A 19,767-nucleotide genomic window follows, 5' to 3' on the forward strand; every position below is an offset into this window, starting at 1 on the left:
CATGAGTTCGATCTCGATCAATCTGCTGCTTGCGGCCCTCCTGCTCGCCGCCAACGCGTTTTACGTGGCGGCGGAATTTGCGCTGGTGAAGAGCCGCGGCTTCCGCGTCAAGGCCATGGTCGAGCAGAACCGCTTCGGCGCGCGCCTGCTGCAGACGATGATGGTAAACATCGAATCCTATCTCGCCTGCTGCCAGCTCGGCATCACCATGGCCTCGCTCGGTCTTGGCTGGATCGGTGAGCCGACCGTGTCTGCGCTGCTGAGCCCCGTCCTCAGCCCGCTCGGAATGTCGGAGGCCACGCTGCACTTCACCTCGTTCGTGGCGGGTTTCCTGGTCTTCTCTTCGCTGCACATCGTCATCGGCGAGCAGGTGCCGAAGACGCTTGCGATCCGGGAGCCGATGCCGGTGTCGCAGTGGATTGCGTATCCGCTGCATTTTTCCTACCTCGTGTTCTATCCGCTGAGCTGGTGTCTCAACACGGCGTCGGGCGCGATCCTGCGCCTGATGGGGGTGCAGGAGTTCTCGCAACACGAAATCCTGACGGATTCGGAGATCGAGGGCCTGGTTGAGGAATCGGCCGTGCACGGCAAGATCGAGAGCGGCGAGGCCGAGTACATTCACAACGTCTTCCGTCTCGGCGAGCTGACGGTGTCTGACGTGATGGTCCACCGCACGGCTATGGTGATGATCAACGCCGACCTGCCGCCGGAGGAGCTGGTGCGGGAGGTGCTGGCCACCGAATACACCCGCATTCCGCTGTGGCGGGACAAGTCGGAGAACATCATCGGCATTCTGCACGCCAAGGATCTGTTGCGTGCGATCCGCGCATCGGAGGGCGACACGTCGCGCATCGACGTCACCACCATCATGCTGCCGCCCTGGTTCGTGCCGGAGATGCGGCCGATATCCCAGCAGCTCAAGGCGTTCCGCCGCCGCAAGACCCATTTCGCACTCGTCGTCGACGAGTATGGTGAGGTCGAAGGCCTCGTGACGCTGGAAGACATTCTGGAGGAGATCGTCGGCGACATCTCCGACGAGCATGACGTGGTGGTGGCCGGCGTGCGCCGTCAGCCGGACGGCTCCGTCGTGGTCGACGGGTCGGTGCCGATCCGCGATCTCAACCGCGCCATGGACTGGCATCTGCCCGATGAAGAGGCAACCACGGTCGCCGGCCTCGTCATTCACGAGGCGCGCTCGATCCCCGACCGCGGCCAGAGCTTCACGTTCCACGGTTTCCGCTTCCGCGTCCTCCGCCGCGAGCGCAACCGCATCACCGCGCTCCGTATTTCACCGGTGACGCGCGAGGCCGAGCTGGAAGAGGCAAAGCCGAGACGGGCCGGGACGTCGTTCTAATTTTTCCCTTACCCTCCCCTGGAGGGACCCTGGAGGGGGAGGGTCAGAGAATTCAACCTTCCCCCGGCGCCTGCGCATTGATCGCCAGCGCGTGCACGCTGCCGGCAAGTTCCGCGGCGAGCGCTGAATTTATCATGCGATGACGGTCGACCCGGCTCTTCCCTTTGAAGGCGGCAGACACGATATACACACGGAAGTGCGTCTCGCCGCCTGCTCGGTGGCCGGCGTGGCCCTCATGCAAATGTGACTCGTCGACGACTTGCAGGCTTTCGGGCGTGAAAGCTTCCTGCAACTTGTTGCTGATAGTGTCTTTCATAGCCATGTGTGCCATTAAGGTGCGCGCTCGCATCCCGTCAATACCCGGACGTCCAAGCTCGTCGCGACCGGGTGCTTAGCGAATTGCAATGTCAAGACTTGAAGGTTTTTGCATTGCGTAGTCAAAGTCAGCCATGCCGATCGATTCATCAAAGTTCTTCGACTCCATCCGGGTGAAGCCGCGAGGCAAGCAGCCGGAAGTGAAGCCGCGCGACACCGCGGTCAATTGCGAATGGGCGGGCTGCGCCAACAAGGGCTCGCACCGGGCGCCGAAGGGCCGCGAGAACCAGCGCGAATACTGGCACTTCTGTCTCGACCACGTGCGCGAGTACAACCAGAACTACAATTTCTTTTCCGGCATGAATGCCGAAGCCGTTGCGCGCTATCAGAAGGATGCGCTGACCGGTCACCGCCCGACCTGGAAGATGGGCGCCAATGGCGGCAAGAAGGGTGCGGAAGAGATCGACATGGCGGCCGATCCTTTCAGCATGTTCTCCGAGATCAACGGCCGCGCCAACTGGCGCAAGGGCCCCGAAGCGGAGCCCAAGGCCGAGACGCGCAAGGTGATGAACGCCGAGCGCAAGGCGCTTCAGGTCATGGGCCTCGGCCCCAGCGCAACGCTCGCCGACGTCAAGACCAAGTACAAGGCGCTGGTGAAGCAGCACCACCCCGATGCCAATGGCGGCGACCGCTCGACCGAGGATCGCCTGATCGAGATCATCAAGGCGTATAATTATCTGAAGACGGTCGTGCGCGAGGCGTAAGGGCCTCCCCGCTTTCGTAGCCCGGATGGAGCGCAAGCGTAATCCGGGACCTTTCTCTCACAATGACGGCTTTCCCCGGATTACGCTTCGCTCCATCCGGGCTACGCATTCCCTACGCCTCCGGCATCGCCCCGACATATGACGAGCTCGGCCTGATCAACCGCCCCGTCCGCTGCTGCTCGCGGGCATGCGCGGTCCAGCCTGCGCTGCGCGCGACCGCGAAGATCGGCGTGAATGCCTGCCGTGGAATCGCTAGCGCATCGAGCAGGATCGCGGTGAAGAACTCGACGTTCGTCTCCAGCGGCCGCTCCGGATTCTTCTTGCGCAAGGCGCTGCGGATATAGGCCTCGACCTCGCCGGCAAACGGCAGATCGGTGCCATTGGACGCAAGCGCCTCGACCGCGGTCTTGAGCACGTCGGCGCGCGGATCGCGGACGCGATAGACGCGGTGACCGAACCCCATCATGCGCTCGCCGCGCGCCAGCGCCGCATCGACCCAGGGCTTTATGCGCTCGCGCGAGCCGATCGCGTCCAGCATTTCCAGCACCGGCTCCGGCGCGCCGCCATGCAGCGGACCGGTCAGCGCGCAATAGCCGGCGGTGACGGCCGCGAACAGATCAGCCTGCGTCGAGGCCACCACGCGCGCGGCGAAGGTCGAAGCGTTCATGCCGTGGTCGCTGGCGGCGACGAGATAGGCGTCCAATGCCGTGATCTCGCGCGTTGCAGGCGAACGCCCGTGCAACATGCGCAACGTGTCGGCGGCGTGGCTCACGCCGGGATCGGGCGCGACCGGCTCGAGGCCCTGGGCGCGCCGGACCAGCGCGCCCGCGATCACCGGAAACGCGCCGACGATCGTCGCCTCGTGCTCCAGCCCGTGCTCGGCACGAAGTCCGGCGACGGCGGCACGAAACCCGTCGACGATGCCCATGCCGCGCGTCGCCGGCAGCAGGTCGGGCAGCCGCGCGAAGGCGCGCTCGCGCGCAACGCCCAGGTGTGAGCGCACATTGGCCTCGGTGAGGGTGGTCTTGCTGGCGCCGTTCCAGAGGCGGGCGGTAACGCCCTCGAAGCTCGAGATGGCGGCGAGCCGCCCGACGTGCTCCCCGGCGATGATAAGTTCGCCGCGCTCGCCGTCGACATGGCTCAGCACGGTCTCGGCCGCGGGAACGCCGTCCAGCCCGATCTGGCTTTTGGTGAGGTGGATGTTCATGACCCAAATCTCCTGTTCACGGAGAACAAGATCAGGCCTCTCGACACGTTGATCAATCTTGATTACATAAATCAATATGAAAAATTCCGATGGGCTGTATCTCTCCGCCCGGGAAGCCGCCGCCGAGCTAGCGATCTCCCCGGCCACCCTCTACGCCTATGTCAGCCGCGGCCTGATCCGCTCCGAGCCGACGCCGGACTCGCGAAAGAACCGCTATCGCGCCGAGGATGTTCGTGCGCTGAAGGAGCGCCGTGTGCCGTCGCCGGAGCCACGCGGCCTGCGCAGCTTCGATGCCGATCTGCCGGTGATGGACACGGAGATCTCGACCATCACCGAGGAGGGCGCGATCTATCGCGGCGTCAATTGCGTCGATCTGTCTGAGAACGACACGCTGGAGCACACCGCGACGCTGCTGTGGGATGTCGCCGACGTCGATCCGTTTGCCCCCGACAATCAACCGGAACTCTCCGAGGAAATGCGCGTGATCGCGGAGGCCGCGCGCCGGGCGGCACCGATCGACCGCGCCATCGCCGTGCTCGCACTGGCCGCGAGCGTCGATCCCCGCGCCTTCACCCGGGCACCCGATGGCCGCGCTATGGTCGGCGCGCGCATCGTCCGCCTGCTGGTTGCGACCATGCTCAATGCGGAAGCCTCGGCCGAGCCGCTGCATCAGCAGGTCGCGCGCGCCTGGGCGGCAGACAACAAGCACGCGCCCGATTTGATCCGCCGCGCGCTGGTACTGCTCGCCGATCACGAGCTGAACGCGTCGACCTTCACCGCACGCTGCGCGGCCTCGACCGGCCTCAACCTTTATGACTCCGTCATCGCCGGGCTCGCCGCATTGAAAGGGCCGAAGCATGGCGGCGCCGGCGTCCTGGCCTCACAGCTCGTCAAGACGCTGGTCGACCGCGACGTCGAGCCTGTCGTGCGCGAGCGCGTCGCCCTCGGCGAACGTTTTGCCGGCTTTGGCCACGGCGTCTACAAGCACGGCGACCCCCGCGCACAATCGCTGCTGAACGCGCTGTCGCGCTCCGGCGCGCCGCGCAAATTCACCAGGGAAGTGCCCGAGCGGATCGCGGAAGCCACCGGCGAGTTCGTCAACATCGACTACGCGCTCGCCGTGCTGGTCCACGCACTGCGCCTGCCCGCCGGCAGCGAGCTGGCGCTGTTCGCGATGGCCCGCAGCGTCGGCTGGATCGCGCATGCCAGTGAGCAATTGCAGTTCGGCAAGCTGATCAGGCCGAGGGCGCGGTATGTGGGCCCAACGCCGGGAAAGAGGGTGGGAGCTGCGAAATCCGGAGCCTAGATCACTTTCCGGATCTTCAGCTTAGGCTTCCGGCGAACCGCTCGGCGAACCTGTTTCTCTTGAATGCCTCGGCGACCCAGTCCACGAAGACTCTCGTCTTTGCGGGCACAAACTTGCGCGACGCGTAGTAAATCGAGATCGCGCCGGCGTCACAGTACCATCTTGGCACCAGGCGTAGCAGCGACCCCTCTTCGAGCGCGGGGAAGAATGTCGGCGGTGGCGAGCATGGCAACGCCCAGACCCAGCAGTGCCGCCTCGCGCATCGCAGCCGGGTCGTTGACGACGATCGCCTCAGACAGTGGGGCTTGAACTTCACGCCCCGAAACATCGCGCATCGACCAGTGCCGGATGCGCCCGCTCTGGAGCGAGCGCATGACAATGCCATCCAACGCGGTCAATTCGTCCGGCGTGGTCGGTAATGTTCGACCCGACATGTAGACCGGAGAAGCAACGGCGATGATGTGTGCCGGCGCAAGGGTTCGGCTGACAAGTCCCGGCAACAATTCAAACCCGCCTCCGATCGCGGCGTCGTAGCCTTCACCGACCAGATCGACTTGGCGATTTTCGAAGTGCCACTCAGGACGGACCTGCGGATAACGGGCCAAGAAGCCGGGAAGCAGCGGCAGGATATGAGCTGTGCCGAATGTCGGCGGGAGGCTTATCTTGAGAACGCCCGCCGGCTCCTCGCGTCCGGTGGACGTTCCGGCGATCGCTGCCTGAAGCCCTTCGAGGTGGCCAGCGATCGCTGTGCGGAACGTCTCGCCGGCTTCGGTGAGCGTCAGCCTCCGTGTCGAACGATGAAATAATCGGACGCCGAGATTGCGCTCCAGCGTGGCGACGTTGCGGCTGACGGCTGCCGGAGTGAGCAAAAGGCGTCGGCCGGCCTCGGAAAAGCTGCCGCACTCAGCGCTGCGAACGAATGCTTCCAGGTTGGCTAGCGTTTCCATGGGCTCATTTTCAAAGGAACGTTGATAATCTTACGACCAATATCACGCTAATCAAAGGGCAATATTTCGGTCATCTCTGAGCGACCGATCAGTTCGCCTGATCCCAAACAGCCCGGAGCATTTCCATGTCCACCATCGGCATCATCGGCGCAGGCAATATCGGCCGAGCAATCGCGCAAGTGCTGGCGCGCAACGGCATCGCCGTGACCCTGTCCAACAGCCGAGGTCCGGACAGCCTCAGGACCACCGTGGCCGAGATCGGTCCGCTCGTGACTGCGGGCACCCGCGAGGAAGCCGCCGCCAAGGATATCGTCTTCGTCGCCGTCAACTGGTCGAAGCTGCCAGATGCGCTCGCCGGCCTGCCGCCATTCGGCGGGCGCATCGTCGTCGACGCCAACAACCCGATCGAAGCGCCACTGTTCAAGCCGGCAGAACTCGGCGGTCGCGCCTCGTCCGAAGTTTTCGCCGATCTGGTCCCCCGTGCGCGGGTGGTGAAAGCGTTCAACCATCTTTTGGCGCAACTCCTCGCAACCGACCCGGCGAGCGAGGGCGGCAAGCGCGTGCTTTTCTACGCGGGCGACGATGCCGGCGCGAAAGCGGAGGTCGGCGCTCTGATCGATCGGCTCGGATTTTTCGGCATCGATCTGGGCTCGCTCGCGATTGGGGCCAGGTTGACCCAGTTTCCTGGCGGTCCGCTTCCCGCGCTGAACCTGGTGAAGTTCGGATGATGTGCGAGCCACTTGGCAACACGATGAAAGGGATCACGATGAAAACGGAAGATACTGACTTCGATCACCTGCTTCGCTCAAATCTGGAGCGGGTGTTCAACGAGCGGGACGAGGAAAAGAGGCGGATCGCCATCACCGAGTTGTTCGTCGAAGAGCCCGTCATGTACGAGCCGACCGCCATCGTCCGGGGGCGCGCCGAGATATCGCGCATCGCCGGGAATCTCCTGAAGCAATTCGGGCCGACGTTCCGCTTCGTGCCGGATGGCTTGGCTGTCGGTCACCATGGGCTCGCGCATCTGGCTTGGCACGCCGGCCCCAAGGATGGTCCAGTCGCGGTGACAGGCGCAGACGTTGTTCAAATCGAAGGCGGCAAGATCGCGCGGCTGTGGGTGCTGCTCAATTCGCAGAACACCGAATAGCGTTGCCTCCAGCTGTAATCTCTGCGCTCTCTGCCGTCGTCACTGGGAACGCAGAGGCGCAGCGTTCTTGGAGTGACAGCTCGTAACCCAACCGCGGCAGTTCACACCATCGCTTCCGCGACCACCATGTAGTTCACGTCCATATCGGACGACAGAGACCATTTGTCGGCGAAGGGCGAGTAGACGACGCCGGTCTGCTCGGTGATGACGAGACGGTTGTCGAGCAGATATTTCGTCAGCTCGTCGGGCGTGACGAACTTGTTCCACTCGTGCGTGCCGCGCGGTAGCCAGCGCAGGACGTATTCGGCACCGACGATGGCGAGGGCAAAGCTCTTCCAGTTGCGGTTAAGCGTCGAGACCACCATCAGACCGTTCGGCTTCAGCATCGCGGCGCAGCGCTTCAGGAACATGCCGACGTCGATGACGTGCTCGACCACCTCCATCGCCAGCACGATGTCGAAGCGCTCGCGCGGGTCGATCTCCTCCACCGTGGTGCAGCGATAGTCGATCGCCAGATGGCTCCTGTCGGCATGCAGCTTCGCCGCCGCGATGTTGCTCGCGGAGGGATCGATGCCGATGACCTGCGCTCCGAGGCGCGACAGCGGCTCGCAGAGCAGGCCGGCGCCGCAGCCGATGTCGAGCACGCGCAAGGACCCAAGACAATTGAGGCTGCGCACGTTGCGCTCGAACTTGCGGCAGGCGGCATCGCGGATATAGCCGAGCCGCAGCGGGTTGATCCGGTGCAGCGGCGCCATCTTGCCCTTGGGATCCCACCATTCCGCCGAGAGTTTCGAGAATTTCGCGATCTCGGCGACGTCGACGCTCGAGCCGGGCTGGGCGGAAAGAGAAGTATTTTGCTGCATGCTCATGGTTGGGCGCGGTCCTACCGCGTGGTGATCGAACTACGGAAGGCGAGCGGCGAGGCGATGGTCTTGATCGTCTCGATACCCTCGCCGACGCCGCGAATCGTCACGTCGCCGTAGTTGAGAATACGTCCAAGAATAGTCTGGTCGACATCGACGCTCTCGACCTTGTCCAGCGCCATCTCGAAGGTTCGGCGCTTGATGAAGCCGGTCTTGTGCACGACCCTGAGGTTGGTGACGTCGGTCTCGGTGGTGAAACGATGGAACCAGCCCTTCACGGTCCAATACAGGGCCGCCAGTGCCGCGAGACCCGCGGCCCCGAGGCAAAGCAGAAAGAGCCAATCGACAGTCATCTGCCGCGACAGGACGAGCAGAGCCAGCGCCACGATCCAGGCTACGATGGCCGGAAAGTAGAAGATCCAGTGCGCATTGGTCGAATACAGCACTCGCTCGCCGGGCTGCAGGATCTCGTCGATGTAACGCGCCATGATCTAGCTTAACCCACTACCCCACCCTGCCCCCGCAGGAACCCGCTTGCCCCCGGCGCCGCCGCTCTGTATACGCGCGGTCGGTGTCCCCGAGGCACCCGTCCAGTGCGGGCCACCATACTGATCCTTATGAAGGAATGCACGCGTCGTCATGAGCCGCCTCGTGATGAAATTCGGCGGCACGTCCGTCGCCAACATCGAACGTATCCGCAACGTCGCACGCCATGTGAAGCGTGAGGTCGATGCCGGCCACGAAGTGGCCGTGGTCGTCTCGGCGATGGCCGGCAAGACCAACGAGCTGGTCGCCTGGTGCACCGAGGCCTCGCCGATGCACGACGCGCGCGAATATGACGCCGTGGTCGCCTCGGGCGAACAGGTGACCTCAGGCCTTCTTGCCATCGTGCTCCAGGGCATGGGGATCCAGGCCCGCTCCTGGCAGGGCTGGCAGATCCCGATCAAGACCAGCGACGCCCATGCCTCGGCCCGGATCGAGGATATCGACGGCAGCGAGATCATCAAGCGCTTCAAGGACCGAAAGGAGGTCGCGGTCGTCGCCGGCTTCCAGGGCATCAACCCCGAGACGGGTCGCATCACCACGCTCGGCCGTGGCGGCTCCGACACCTCGGCCGTGGCGATCGCCGCCGCCGTCAAGGCCGACCGCTGCGACATCTACACCGACGTCGACGGCGTCTACACCACCGATCCGCGAATCGTGCCGAAGGCCAAGAGGCTCGACAAGATCGCGTTCGAGGACATGCTGGAACTGGCCTCGCAGGGCGCCAAGGTGCTCCAGGTCCGCTCGGTGGAACTCGGCATGGTTCACAACATGCCGATCTTCGTCCGCTCGAGCTTCGACAAGCCCGAGGATATCGACCCGCATGCCAACCAGCCGCCCGGCACGCTGATCTGCAGCGAGGAGGAGATCATGGAAAGCCACGTCGTCACCGGTATCGCCTTCTCCAAGGACGAGGCTCAGATCTCGGTGCGCCAGATCGAGGACAAGCCCGGCGTTGCGGCCTCGATCTTCGGCCCGCTGGCTGATGCCAATATCAACGTCGACATGATCGTGCAGAATGTGTCCGAGGACGGCAAAACCACCGACCTCACCTTCACCGTGCCGGCCGCGGACTTCACCCGCGCCAAGGATACGATTACCGCGGCCAAGGCCAAGATCGGCTATGCGCGGCTCGATACCGCCACCGATGTCGCCAAGATCTCGGTGATCGGCAGCGGCATGCGCAGCCATGCGGGCGTCGCCGCCCAGGCGTTCTCGGCGCTCGCCGGGCGGAACATCAACATTCGGGCCATTACAACCTCCGAGATCAAATTTTCGGTCTTGATCGACACCGCCTATACCGAGCTTGCGGTGCGCACCTTGCACACGCTCTACGGTCTCGATCAGACCTGATGGTCTTTCCGGAAAACCGCTTCGCACTTTTCCGGACAGCGCCAAAAGGCTAATTTTCTCTTAGCGGTCGCAGCAAACGCGAAGGTGTACACACCTTCGCGTTTGGCAGGCGTTTTGCTTGGCAAAACAAGCCTCAATTCGCTATACGGCGGACAGGGTGGGCTGCCGCAGACTGTGTCCCAGTTCAGGCGGCGCTGATTCGGTACGAGCACTCAATCTCCCGTGGATTTGGGCTTGTGCCTGCGCCGGACAAACAATTTGATTGTTTTTCTGGAATTTTGGTCCAGCCGCCGGCCGATATCGCCGGGCCCGGCCGATGGAGGAGATTGACGGTTCATGCGGAGCGCGTCGGGAGGTCCCCGCGTCTTGTTGAGACGGCTCCGCGAGACCATGGCGGAGCAGGTCTCGGCCCAGGAGCGGCTGGACAAGATCGTGGTGCTGATCGCCGCCAACATGGTGGCCGAGGTGTGCTCGGTCTATGTGCTGCGCATCGACAACACGCTCGAGCTCTACGCCACCGAAGGTCTCAACCGCGAGGCGGTGCACCACACCGTGCTGAGCGCCCATGAGGGCCTGGTCGGCCTCGTCGCCAGCGAGGCGACGCCGCTCAATTTGAGCGACGCGCAGAGCCACCCGGCCTTCTCGTTCCGGCCCGAGACCGGCGAAGAAATCTACCATTCCTTCCTCGGCGTGCCGATCCTGCGCGCCGGCAACACGCTCGGCGTGCTGGTGGTGCAGAACCGCGCCAAGCGCAATTATGTCGAGGAGGAGCTCGAGGCGCTCCAGACCACCGCGATGGTGCTGGCCGAACTGATCGCCTCCGGCGAACTCTCCGCGCTGGCTCAGCCGGGCCAGGAGCCTGCGGCGCGCCATTCGGCACAGAAGGTCGGCGCCATCCTGTCGGAGGGCATCGCGCTCGGCCATGTCGTGCTGCACGAGCCGCGCGTCGTCATCAAGGACTACATCGCCGAGGACCTGCCGAAAGAGATCAAGCGGCTCGATACCGCGCTCGCCAAGCTGCGTGCCGATCTCGACCGCATGCTGGAGCGCGGCGACGTCGCCGAAGGCGGCGAGCACCGTGAGGTGCTTGAAGCCTACCGCATGTTCGCCAACGACCAGGGCTGGTCGCACAAGCTGCACGAGGCGGTCGCGACCGGCCTCACCGCGGAAGCCGCGGTCGAGCGCGTCCAGTCCGACACCCGCGCGCGCATGCTGCGCTCGACCGACCCCTATTTGCGCGACCGGCTGCACGACCTGGAAGACCTCGGCTACCGCCTGATGCGGCAGCTGGTCGGCCAGGATCATGCGCCCTCGCGCGAGCAGCTGCCCGACAACGCCATCGTCATCGCCCGCGCGATGGGCCCGGCGGCGCTGCTCGACTATGACCGCAAGCGCCTGCGCGGCATCGTGCTGGAGGAAGGCACCGCCAACTCGCACGTCTCGATCGTGGCGCGGGCGCTGGGCATTCCTGCGGTCGGCGAGGTGCCGAACGCGCCTGGAATCGCCGATCCCGGCGACGCCATCATCGTCGACGGCACCTCGGGCTCGATCTATGTGCGCCCGTCGCAGGAGATCGAGGCAGCCTTCGCCGAGCGCGTGCGCTTCCGCGCCCGCCGCCAGGCGCAGTACCTGGCGCTGCGCGACCGGCCCTGCGTCACCAGGGACGGCCAGAAGGTCGAGCTGATGATCAACGCAGGGCTTGCGATCGACCTGCCGCATATCGAGGACACCGGCAGCGCCGGCATCGGCCTGTTCCGCACCGAGCTGCAATTCATGGTCGGTCAGAGCCTGCCGCGCACCAGCGACCAGCTCGCGCTCTATCGCACCGTGCTCGATGCCGCCGGACCTAAGCCCGTAACCTTCCGCACGCTCGACATCGGCGGCGACAAGGCGCTGCCCTATATGGAAGCGGTGATCGAGGAAAATCCCGCGCTCGGCTGGCGCGCGATCCGGCTCGGGCTCGATCGCCCCGGCCTGTTGCGCGGCCAGATCCGCGCGCTGCTGCGGGCCGGCGGCGGCCGCGCGCTGCGCATCATGTTCCCGATGATCTCGGAGGTCGCCGAATTCGACTCGGCCAAGGCGCTGGTCGAGCGCGAGCTCACATACCTCCGCCAGCACGGCCACACGCTGCCCGAGCGAATCGACATCGGCACCATGGTCGAGGTGCCCGCCCTGCTCTACCAGCTCGACGAGCTCTTGAAGAAGGTCGATTTCATCTCGGTCGGCTCCAACGATCTGTTCCAGTTCCTGTTCGCGGTCGACCGCGGCAACGCCAAGGTCTCCGAGCGCTTCGACACCATGTCGGCACCGATCCTGCGCGCGCTGCGTGACATCGCGCGCAAGGCGCACGCGGCACAGAAGTCGCTCTCGCTGTGCGGTGAGATGGCCTCCAAGCCGATCGGCGCGCTGGCGCTGATTGCGCTGGGCTACCGCTCGCTCTCGCTCTCGGCGACCGCGCTCGGCCCGGTCAAGGCGATGGTGCTCGACCTCGACGCCAAGAAGGCGGAAGCGATGCTCAATCCTCTGGTGGATGCTCCGGCAGGCAGCGTCTCGATCCGGCAGAAGCTGACGGAATTTGCCGAGGCCGAGGGCCTTGCGTTGTAGCGGGCCTGTCGTCCGCTTTGCGCCGCCCTCGCCTCCTTCCGCCCTTTGAGACTGAACCGATGTCGTCACTCCCCGAAGCCAAACTGGACGTCCTGCTCGCGCATCACGCCTCGCTCGAGGCCGAATCGCTTGGACAGCTCGCCTCCGAGCGCTACGTGCAGATCACGCGGGAGCTCGCCGAGCTCACGCCGCTGATCGAGGCGGTGAAGGCCTATCGCGCCGCCGTCAGGGAGCTCGCCGACACCGAGGCGCTGATCGCCGATCCCGCCACCGATGCCGAGATGCGCGGCATGGCGGAAGCCGAACGCGACGAGCTCGCGCCGAAAATCGAGGAACTGGTCCAGAAGATCCGCGTCGCGCTCCTGCCCAAGGACGCCATGGACGACCGCAACGTCATGCTGGAAATCCGCGCCGGCACCGGCGGCGACGAGGCTTCGCTGTTCGCCGGCGACCTGTTCCGGATGTACGAGCGCTTCGCCAGCTTGCAGGGCTGGAAGGTCGAGGTGATCTCCGCCAGTGAAGGCACCGTCGGCGGCTACAAGGAAATCATCGCCGAGATCCAGGGCCGCGGCGCATTCTCCAAGCTGAAATTCGAATCCGGCGTGCACCGCGTCCAGCGCGTGCCCGACACCGAGACGCAGGGACGCATTCACACCTCCGCAGCGACGGTCGCCGTGCTGCCCGAGGTCGAGGACGTCGACGTCGACATCAAGAATGACGACCTGCGCATCGAGACCATGCGCGCAGGGGGCGCCGGTGGCCAGCACGTCAACAAGACGGAATCGGCGATCCGCATCAGCCACATCCCGACCGGCATCGTGGTGATGATGCAGGACAGCCGCTCGCAGCACAAGAATCGCGCCTCCGCCATGAACATCCTGCGCTCGCGCATCTATGACGCCGAGCGGCAACGCGTCGAGGCGGCGCGCTCGGCCGAGCGCAAGGAGAAGGTCGGCTCCGGCGACCGCTCCGAGCGAATCCGCACCTACAATTTTCCGCAAGGACGCGTCACCGATCATCGCATCAACCTCACGCTCTACAAGCTGCCGCAGGTGATCGCGGGTGAAGCGCTTGGCGAACTGATCGACGCACTGACTACGGAGCACCAGGCCGCACAGCTCGCTGCGCAAGGCGCGGCGGCCTGAGGCGTGAGCAACCCCTTCACCGGACAATCCATCGAGAGCGCGCGGCGGGCGCTGGCTGCGCAACTGAGATCGGCACGGCTCGACGAAGCCGAGCTCGACGCGCGCATCCTGATCAGTGCGGCACTCGGCCTCGACCTCACCGGCCTGGTCACGCAGGCGGCCCGTCTCCTGACCGCGGCCGAAGCATCGCGGCTCGCGCAACATGCGCAGCGCCGCATCGCCGGCGAGCCGGTGTCGCGCATTCTCGGGACGCGCGAATTCTGGGGCCTGCCGTTCCGCCTGTCGGAAGCAACCCTGGTGCCGCGCCCAGATACCGAGACCGTGGTCGAGCTTGCGCTCGAGATTCTCCGCGAGCGGCAGGCACCTCACCCGCCGCGTATCGCCGACATCGGCACCGGCTCGGGCGCGATCCTGCTCGCGCTGTTGCACGAAATCCCCGATGCGTTCGGCGTCGGTACCGATCTCAGCCAGAACGCGCTCATGACCGCCAGGGACAATGCAGCGGCGCTGGGACTCGCCGACCGCGCCGCCTTCGTCGCCTGCTCCTACGCAGCGGCGCTCGGTGGCCCGTTCGACCTCATCGTCTCGAATCCGCCCTATATTCCCTCGGCTGAAATTCCGAAATTGAGCATCGAGGTGCGCGAGCACGACCCGCATCTGGCGCTCGACGGCGGCAATGACGGATACGACGCCTATCGCGCCCTGATCCCGCAGGCGAGCGAGCGGCTCGCCCCCGGCGGCGCCCTGGTCGTCGAGGCCGGACAGGGCCAGGCCCAAAATATTGAAACCTTGATGAGGGCCGCCGCGTTATCGCTGGACAGGTCACCCAAGGCCGACTTGGCGGGCATTCCGCGGGCCGTTTCGGCCCGAAAAATGCCCCCATAAAAGCCGGATTGGCCTACAAAAACCACTTGGAATATCCCGTGGGAACGACTACGTTCCGGTCAACACATCGGTGCCGGCCCCGTAGACCTACGGGCGAAAGCCGGGCTCTCGGGCGAGAGCTTTACTGATTGAAGGTTCCAAGCCGCAGGTCCTGTTGAGCGCGATGGCCAGTGGAGCTGCGCTGCTCTCTCCGACCGCAAAGTGAACGAAAGCCTGATATTGCGCTTGAACACTTACGCAAGAAAGCTGGGCTTGTTTCGGCAGGCGAAATGAATGGGTTCGCTGGCAATGGATGCTGGCGGGTGGGGAACGCGTCTTTGTTGAACGCGACGGTCGACGAACATCGGCAGGGTTGGATCCGCTTTTGCGCGGTGCGCGCAAGACATGTGAGCCACTGTCACCAGGTCACTCCTAGCAATCAGTAATGCGTGCAACCTTTAGGGCTGGAATTAAAGGCAGGACATGAGAAACGGTCAAAACAAGCAGCGGATGCGCAACCGCAACAACAATAACAACAACAACCGGCGCGGCCAGAACCCGATGACCCGGGTCTACGAATCCAACGGACCCGACATCAAGATTCGCGGCACCGCTTCGCACATCGCCGAAAAGTATCTCCAGCTTGCACGTGACGCGCGCTCCTCCGGCGATCCCGTTGCAGCCGAGAACTACTACCAGCACGCCGAGCATTATTTCCGCCTGATCGCCGCAGCTCAGGAGCAGTTCCGTCAGAACCAGCAGCCGCGCGGCGATGAGCCCATCGCCAGCAGCGACGAGGGCGAGGACGACGGTGAGAATTTCTCGGCCTTCGGCCAGGAGCCCGGCTTCGTCCCGCAGCCCCAGCCGCAGCCCTTCATGCGCGACCGCGACGGCCAGCGCGATCATCACCAGCGTGATCACCAGCCGCGCGAGAACCAGCCGCCCTATCAGCGCGAAAATCAGCAGCCGCGCGAGCACCGCGAACGCGATCACCGTCCGCAGCCGCAATATCAGCCGCAACCCGCCAACCAGCCGCAGCCTGTCATCGCCGATGGCGGCGTCGACCGTCTGCCCTCCTTCATCACCGGCGCGCAGCCGCAGGTGAACGGCAATCAGGGCGGCTTCGAGGGCGGCGGTGGCGGCGAGCGCTATCCGCGCCGGCGGCGCCGGCCGCATGGCCCGCGCCCGGAACGTGAAGCCGCTCCGGTTGCTTCCAGCGACGAAGTCGCCCCGGGCGAGTAAGCTCTTCTGACTTTCCGCCTCGAATCGTCCCGGCCTCGCCGGGACGATTTGTTTTTGACGCTGTGCGTTGGCCGGGCACAGGACCCACCTCTCCCGAAGGGAGAGGTGAAGCTAACTGCGCGTCACCGTCGTCGAGGATGGCACCAGCACGGGCTTGGCGAGCGAGGGAATCAGCCGCGCCCGCTCGCGCTTGGCCGGGATCGCGCGGTAGACCTGCTTGGTCGCCTCCACGATGTGGACGCCGGCAAAAGGCAGTGACAGCGCCGCACCGGCACGTTCCCACATCTGGGCCGATTTCAACACCCAGCCGCCGGCATAGGGCGGCATGAACAGCGCCTCGCCCCAGGCGGTCGGCGTGAACCAGGTCTGGCGCAGCAGCTCGGTGATCTGCGAGCGCGAATAGGGCCGGCCATGGCCGAACGGCGTGCTGTCGGTGCGGGTCCACACCCCACGCCGGTTCGGGATCACGGCGATGACGCGCCCGGAGGGCGACAGCACGCGCCACACCTCGCGCAGCAACGCGGCCGGATCGTCCGACATCTCCAGCGCGTGCACCAGGAGAATGCGGTCGACCGCCGCGTCGGGAAGCGGCAGCGAGAACTCATCCACCAGCGAGGCCAGCGCGGGCCGTCCCGTCGGCCATTTCAGGACACCCTGCGCCGCCGGCATGAAAGCGAGGCAGCGCTCGGCGTCCTCGCGGAACAACCCAAGATAGGGTGTGGGATAGCCGACGCCGAGCACGCGCTGGCCCTCGGCGCTGGGCCAGCGCTCCCTGATGCCGCGATTGATCATTTGCCGCGCCACGATGCCGAGGCGGCGGGAATAGAACTCGCGGAGGTCGACGACGTCGATGGTCATGACCGCAATGTAACATGCGCCAGGGCGCCGCTGCGCGCGGAATATTGCATTGCCTGCGCAACGTTAACGCCATATTTGTCTGGCGGGGCTGAGCGCGATGGAGATGACATGGCCGCCGAAATTCGTACTTTCAACTGTTTAAACGACAATTTCGGTTATCTGATCCACGATGTGGACACCAAAGCGACGGCCTCGATCGACGCGCCGGAGGCCGGCCCGATCCTCAAGGCTCTGGAGCGCGAGGGCTGGCAGCTCACCGACATCCTGATCACCCATCATCATGGTGATCATGTCGGCGGGGTCGCCGAGCTCAAGCAGAAATACAATTGCCGCGTCGTCGCGCCGCACGACAAGACCACGAAAATCGCCAACGTCGACCAGCGCGTCGCCAATGCCGACGTGGTCAAGATCGGCAATCTGCTGGCGCGTGTCGTGGAGACGCCCGGCCACACGCTCGACCACATCTCCTACGTGTTCGACAATGAGAAGACGGTGTTCGCCGCCGACACGCTGTTCTCGATCGGCTGCGGCCGCGTGTTCGAGGGCACCTATCCGATGATGTGGGATTCCCTGCTGAAGCTGCGCGCCCTGCCCGACGACTTCAAGCTCTATTGCGGCCACGAATACACGGCGTCCAACGTCAAGTTCGCGCTCACCATCGAGCCGGACAACGCGGCCCTTCAGGCGCGAGCCGCGGAGGTGACAAAGCTGCGCGCCGAGAACAAGCCGACCATTCCCTCGCTGCTCGGCGAGGAGAAGCGCGCCAACGTGTTCCTGCGCGCCGATGAGCCGGCGGTCGCGGCCAAGCTGCACATGAAGGGCGCGGATCCCGCTGCGGTGTTCGGCGAACTGCGCGAGCGCAAGAATAAATCCTGACGCACAAGTCCTGAAGCAAACATCCCGACGAGGATCGATGCCGACCGCAGCCGAGATCATCGCACGCCTCGAACTCCGCCCGCATCCGGAAGGCGGGCATTATCGCGAGACGTTTCGCGACCAGAGCACGGACGCAAACGGGCGTTCGCGCTCGACGCTGATCTACTTCCTGCTCGCGCGCGGCGAGCGTTCGCACTGGCATCGCGTCGATGCGGTGGAGACGTGGCACTATTATTCCGGCAGCCCCTTGACGCTGCGCATCGCCCATGACGGCTGCTCGCAGCACGAGGTACGGCTCGGCGCCGACCTCGGCGGGGGTGAGCGACCGCAGGCGATTGTGCCTGCGCTGGCCTGGCAGATGGCGGAAACCACCGGCGAGTGGACGCTGGTCGGCTGCACCGTGGCACCCGCATTCGAGTTCGCGGGCTTCGAGCTCGCGCCGCCCGGCTGGGAGCCGTAGCTCCGCTCCAATCATCGCTTCCGCAGCACCATGTCCTTGGCCGCGATCAGGCCGCCCCCGGCAATGAGGATCGCAGCAAATGCGATGTTGGCGCTGGCCTTGGCGAAACCGGCAGCGATGAGGAATCCCGTCGAGAGCAATGGCGTCGCGTAGGAGGCGGCGCCGAGCACACGGATGTCGCCGCGCTTCATGCCGATGTCCCAGGCGTAGAACGCGGCACCGACCGGGCCGATGCCGAGCGCGATGACCGAGAGCCATTGCACCGTGGTCTCCGGCCAGACCGTGGTTTCAAGCAGGCCGTGCATCAGCGCGGCCAATATTGCCGTGGCAAGACAGAAGCCCGCGACCGCATCGGTCGGCACGGCTTTCAACCGGCGCGACAGCACCGAATAGGTCGCCCAGACGAACGCCGCGATGAAGGCCGCGATGAGACCCGGCACAGCTCCAGGCGCAAAACCGCTGGTATTGCCGGCGAACAGCAGCACCGTGCCGACGAGGCCGAGCACGGCGCCGATGATGTGATGCGCTGCCAGCCGCTCGCCCGGCAGGAAGGACGAGAACAGCACGATCAAGAGCGGCCATAGGTAATTCAGAAGTCCGGCTTCGGCCGGCGGGGCGAAGCGCAGCGCGAGGAAATACAGCGCGTGATAGCCGAACAGGCCGCCGACGCCGACGATCCAGACGGCGAGCGGTTGCCGCAAACTTCTCGCCGCCTCGCTCCGCCCGATCCAGGTGAGCAGGCCGACGACACCGCCAATCGCGAAGGTCATGGCAGCGAGCTGAAACGCCGGGATCTTTCCGGTCGCCACCGTCATCACCGACAGCAGCGACCACATCAGAATCGCGGTTAGGCCGATCAGCGTGGCAGTGCGGGGAGTCATTGGCCCAATGTTTCCGTCATGGCCGGGCTTGTCCCGGCCATCCACGTTCTCCCGTGGCGACGGCTGTTGTAAGGCCGTGGATGCCCGGGACAAGCCCGGGCATGACGATGTGGACAATATCAGCCGGCGTGATGCGATCGCATCACACCATGTACTGGCCGCCGTTGACCGACAGCGTCGAGCCGGTGATGGCGCCGGCTTCATCCGCGGCGAGGAAGAGGACGGCACGCGCGATCTCTTCGGGCTCGCCGAGACGGCCGATCGGAATCAGCGGCAGGATCGCCTTCTCCAGCACGTCCTTCGGCACTGCCTGCACCATCTCGGTATTGATGTAACCGGGGCAGATCGCGTTCACGGTGACGCCGCCCTTGGCGTTCTCCAGCGCCAGGGCCTTGGTGAAGCCGATCTCGCCGGCTTTCGCTGCGGAGTAGTTGACCTGTCCGAACTGCCCCTTCTGGCCGTTGATCGAGGAAATGTTGATGATGCGTCCGAACTTGCGCCCGCGCATGCCTTCGATCACCTGGCGCGACATGTTGAACAGCGAGCCGAGATTGGTGTTGATGACGGCGTTCCACTGCTCAAGCGTCATCTTGTGGAAGGCACCGTCCCTGGTGATGCCGGCATTGTTGACCAGCACGTCGACCGGGCCGACCTCGGCCTCGACCTTCTTCACGCCCTCGGCGCAGGCCTCGAAACTACTGACGTCCCACTTGTAAACCGCAATGCCGGTCTCGGCCTTGAATTTCTCCGCGGCCGCGTCGTTGCCGGCATAGCTCGCCGCAACCTTGTAGCCGGCGGCCTTCAGCGCCTTGCTGATCGCAGCACCGATGCCCCGCGTACCACCCGTCACCAATGCAACACGTGCCATGTCGTATTCCTTCCCTCTTCCTTGGACGCTTCGGACTTTTCTGACGTGATCGCTTTTTAGCTACCGATTATGCGGTTGGTTTGACGGACATCAAGAACAAAACGCCCGGCATCGAGCCGGGCGTTTTTCTTTAGTCGAGGCTTGTCGGGTTGCGAAGAATATTTGATTTG

Annotated in this window: 19 protein-coding genes and 1 pseudogene; 12 read left to right on the forward strand and 8 right to left on the reverse strand. The window is 64.8% G+C overall.

All coding sequences use genetic code 11. The features are described 5' to 3' along the window. Position 1: 1 nt before the first annotated feature. On the forward strand, positions 2 to 1,354 hold the full coding sequence (locus tag ABIA45_RS25910; RefSeq protein WP_271539731.1) for a hemolysin family protein: 1,353 nt from the start codon (positions 2 to 4) through the stop codon (positions 1,352 to 1,354). A 52-nt stretch (positions 1,355 to 1,406) separates the two neighbouring features. Here ABIA45_RS25910 and ABIA45_RS25915 read toward each other — a convergent pair whose 3' ends face one another. Continuing rightward, the gene (locus ABIA45_RS25915) at positions 1,407 to 1,676 is read right to left on the reverse strand and encodes a BolA family transcriptional regulator (RefSeq protein WP_128265500.1); all 270 of its coding nucleotides are present in this window, start codon (positions 1,674 to 1,676) and stop codon (positions 1,407 to 1,409) included. Between the two features lie 127 nt (positions 1,677 to 1,803). On the opposite strand from ABIA45_RS25915, the gene ABIA45_RS25920 reads away from it, so the two are divergent. Further along, a complete protein-coding gene (locus ABIA45_RS25920) occupies positions 1,804 to 2,433 on the forward strand; it encodes a J domain-containing protein (protein WP_404654257.1) in 630 nt (209 codons plus the stop codon). Positions 2,434 to 2,545: 112 nt separating this feature from the next. On the opposite strand, the gene ABIA45_RS25925 is transcribed toward ABIA45_RS25920, so the two are convergent. Further along, positions 2,546 to 3,640: a citrate synthase/methylcitrate synthase gene (locus ABIA45_RS25925; protein WP_404654258.1), complete on the reverse strand. Its 1,095-nt coding sequence runs from the start codon at positions 3,638 to 3,640 to the stop codon at positions 2,546 to 2,548. A gap of 76 nt (positions 3,641 to 3,716) precedes the next feature. Between ABIA45_RS25925 and ABIA45_RS25930 the strand changes: the two genes are divergently transcribed. Further along, entirely contained in the window at positions 3,717 to 4,946 is a 1,230-nt protein-coding gene (locus ABIA45_RS25930; RefSeq protein WP_404654259.1) for a citrate/2-methylcitrate synthase, read from the forward strand. Positions 4,947 to 4,962: 16 nt separating this feature from the next. Here ABIA45_RS25930 and ABIA45_RS25935 read toward each other — a convergent pair. Further along, a pseudogene (locus tag ABIA45_RS25935) lies at positions 4,963 to 5,893 on the reverse strand (LysR substrate-binding domain-containing protein). 119 nt (positions 5,894 to 6,012) lie between these two features. Between ABIA45_RS25935 and ABIA45_RS25940 the strand changes: the two are divergent. Both ABIA45_RS25940 and ABIA45_RS25945 read left to right on the forward strand, forming a co-directional pair. Continuing rightward, positions 6,013 to 6,621 (forward strand): NADPH-dependent F420 reductase, encoded by a 609-nt coding sequence (locus ABIA45_RS25940; protein WP_276478112.1) that lies wholly within the window; start codon positions 6,013 to 6,015, stop codon positions 6,619 to 6,621. A gap of 23 nt (positions 6,622 to 6,644) precedes the next feature. Further along, positions 6,645 to 7,040 (forward strand): nuclear transport factor 2 family protein, encoded by a 396-nt coding sequence (locus ABIA45_RS25945; RefSeq protein ID WP_404654261.1) that lies wholly within the window; start codon positions 6,645 to 6,647, stop codon positions 7,038 to 7,040. Positions 7,041 to 7,141: 101 nt separating this feature from the next. Here ABIA45_RS25945 and ubiG read toward each other — a convergent pair whose 3' ends face one another. After that, positions 7,142 to 7,909 carry a bifunctional 2-polyprenyl-6-hydroxyphenol methylase/3-demethylubiquinol 3-O-methyltransferase UbiG gene (gene ubiG / locus ABIA45_RS25950; RefSeq protein WP_404544551.1) on the reverse strand — a complete coding sequence of 256 codons (768 nt, stop codon included), beginning with the start codon at positions 7,907 to 7,909 and terminating at the stop codon, positions 7,142 to 7,144. Positions 7,910 to 7,923: 14 nt separating this feature from the next. After that, complete coding sequence (locus tag ABIA45_RS25955; protein WP_404654263.1) at positions 7,924 to 8,391, reverse strand: PH domain-containing protein; 468 nt, start codon at positions 8,389 to 8,391, stop codon at positions 7,924 to 7,926. A 151-nt stretch (positions 8,392 to 8,542) separates the two neighbouring features. Between ABIA45_RS25955 and ABIA45_RS25960 the strand changes: the two genes are divergently transcribed. The 5 genes from ABIA45_RS25960 to ABIA45_RS25980 all read left to right on the forward strand — a co-directional run bounded on the left by ABIA45_RS25960 (position 8,543) and on the right by ABIA45_RS25980 (position 15,654). After that, on the forward strand, positions 8,543 to 9,799 hold the full coding sequence (locus tag ABIA45_RS25960) for an aspartate kinase (RefSeq protein ID WP_275503087.1): 1,257 nt from the start codon (positions 8,543 to 8,545) through the stop codon (positions 9,797 to 9,799). 336 nt (positions 9,800 to 10,135) lie between these two features. Next, entirely contained in the window at positions 10,136 to 12,403 is a 2,268-nt protein-coding gene (gene ptsP / locus ABIA45_RS25965) for a phosphoenolpyruvate--protein phosphotransferase (protein ID WP_157287480.1), read from the forward strand. Between the two features lie 59 nt (positions 12,404 to 12,462). Then, positions 12,463 to 13,548 carry a peptide chain release factor 1 gene (gene prfA, locus ABIA45_RS25970; RefSeq protein ID WP_404654264.1) on the forward strand — a complete coding sequence of 362 codons (1,086 nt, stop codon included), beginning with the start codon at positions 12,463 to 12,465 and terminating at the stop codon, positions 13,546 to 13,548. A 3-nt stretch (positions 13,549 to 13,551) separates the two neighbouring features. Further along, positions 13,552 to 14,433, forward strand: a complete 882-nt coding sequence (gene prmC / locus ABIA45_RS25975; protein ID WP_275507738.1) for a peptide chain release factor N(5)-glutamine methyltransferase — start codon at positions 13,552 to 13,554, stop codon at positions 14,431 to 14,433. Positions 14,434 to 14,895: 462 nt separating this feature from the next. Then, positions 14,896 to 15,654 carry a DUF4167 domain-containing protein gene (locus ABIA45_RS25980; RefSeq protein WP_404654265.1) on the forward strand — a complete coding sequence of 253 codons (759 nt, stop codon included), beginning with the start codon at positions 14,896 to 14,898 and terminating at the stop codon, positions 15,652 to 15,654. A gap of 111 nt (positions 15,655 to 15,765) precedes the next feature. Here the strand turns inward: ABIA45_RS25980 and ABIA45_RS25985 are convergent, their stop codons facing one another. Further along, positions 15,766 to 16,512, reverse strand: a complete 747-nt coding sequence (locus ABIA45_RS25985) for a methyltransferase domain-containing protein (protein ID WP_036014737.1) — start codon at positions 16,510 to 16,512, stop codon at positions 15,766 to 15,768. Positions 16,513 to 16,620: 108 nt separating this feature from the next. On the opposite strand from ABIA45_RS25985, the gene gloB reads away from it, so the two are divergent. Together gloB and ABIA45_RS25995 are read left to right on the forward strand one after the other, a co-directional pair. Beyond that, positions 16,621 to 17,388: a hydroxyacylglutathione hydrolase gene (gene gloB / locus ABIA45_RS25990; RefSeq protein WP_404654266.1), complete on the forward strand. Its 768-nt coding sequence runs from the start codon at positions 16,621 to 16,623 to the stop codon at positions 17,386 to 17,388. 37 nt (positions 17,389 to 17,425) lie between these two features. Further along, entirely contained in the window at positions 17,426 to 17,848 is a 423-nt protein-coding gene (locus tag ABIA45_RS25995; RefSeq protein WP_036014741.1) for a cupin domain-containing protein, read from the forward strand. Between the two features lie 11 nt (positions 17,849 to 17,859). Here ABIA45_RS25995 and ABIA45_RS26000 read toward each other — a convergent pair whose 3' ends face one another. Then, the gene (locus ABIA45_RS26000) at positions 17,860 to 18,729 is read right to left on the reverse strand and encodes a DMT family transporter (RefSeq protein ID WP_271539739.1); all 870 of its coding nucleotides are present in this window, start codon (positions 18,727 to 18,729) and stop codon (positions 17,860 to 17,862) included. 142 nt (positions 18,730 to 18,871) lie between these two features. Continuing rightward, complete coding sequence (phbB, locus tag ABIA45_RS26005) at positions 18,872 to 19,597, reverse strand: acetoacetyl-CoA reductase (RefSeq protein WP_271539740.1); 726 nt, start codon at positions 19,595 to 19,597, stop codon at positions 18,872 to 18,874. Between the last annotated feature and the right edge of the window lie 170 nt (positions 19,598 to 19,767).

Origin of the sequence: Bradyrhizobium sp. USDA 336, assembly GCF_044908355.1 — a bacterium.
Lineage (GTDB): Bacteria > Pseudomonadota > Alphaproteobacteria > Rhizobiales > Xanthobacteraceae > Bradyrhizobium > Bradyrhizobium yuanmingense.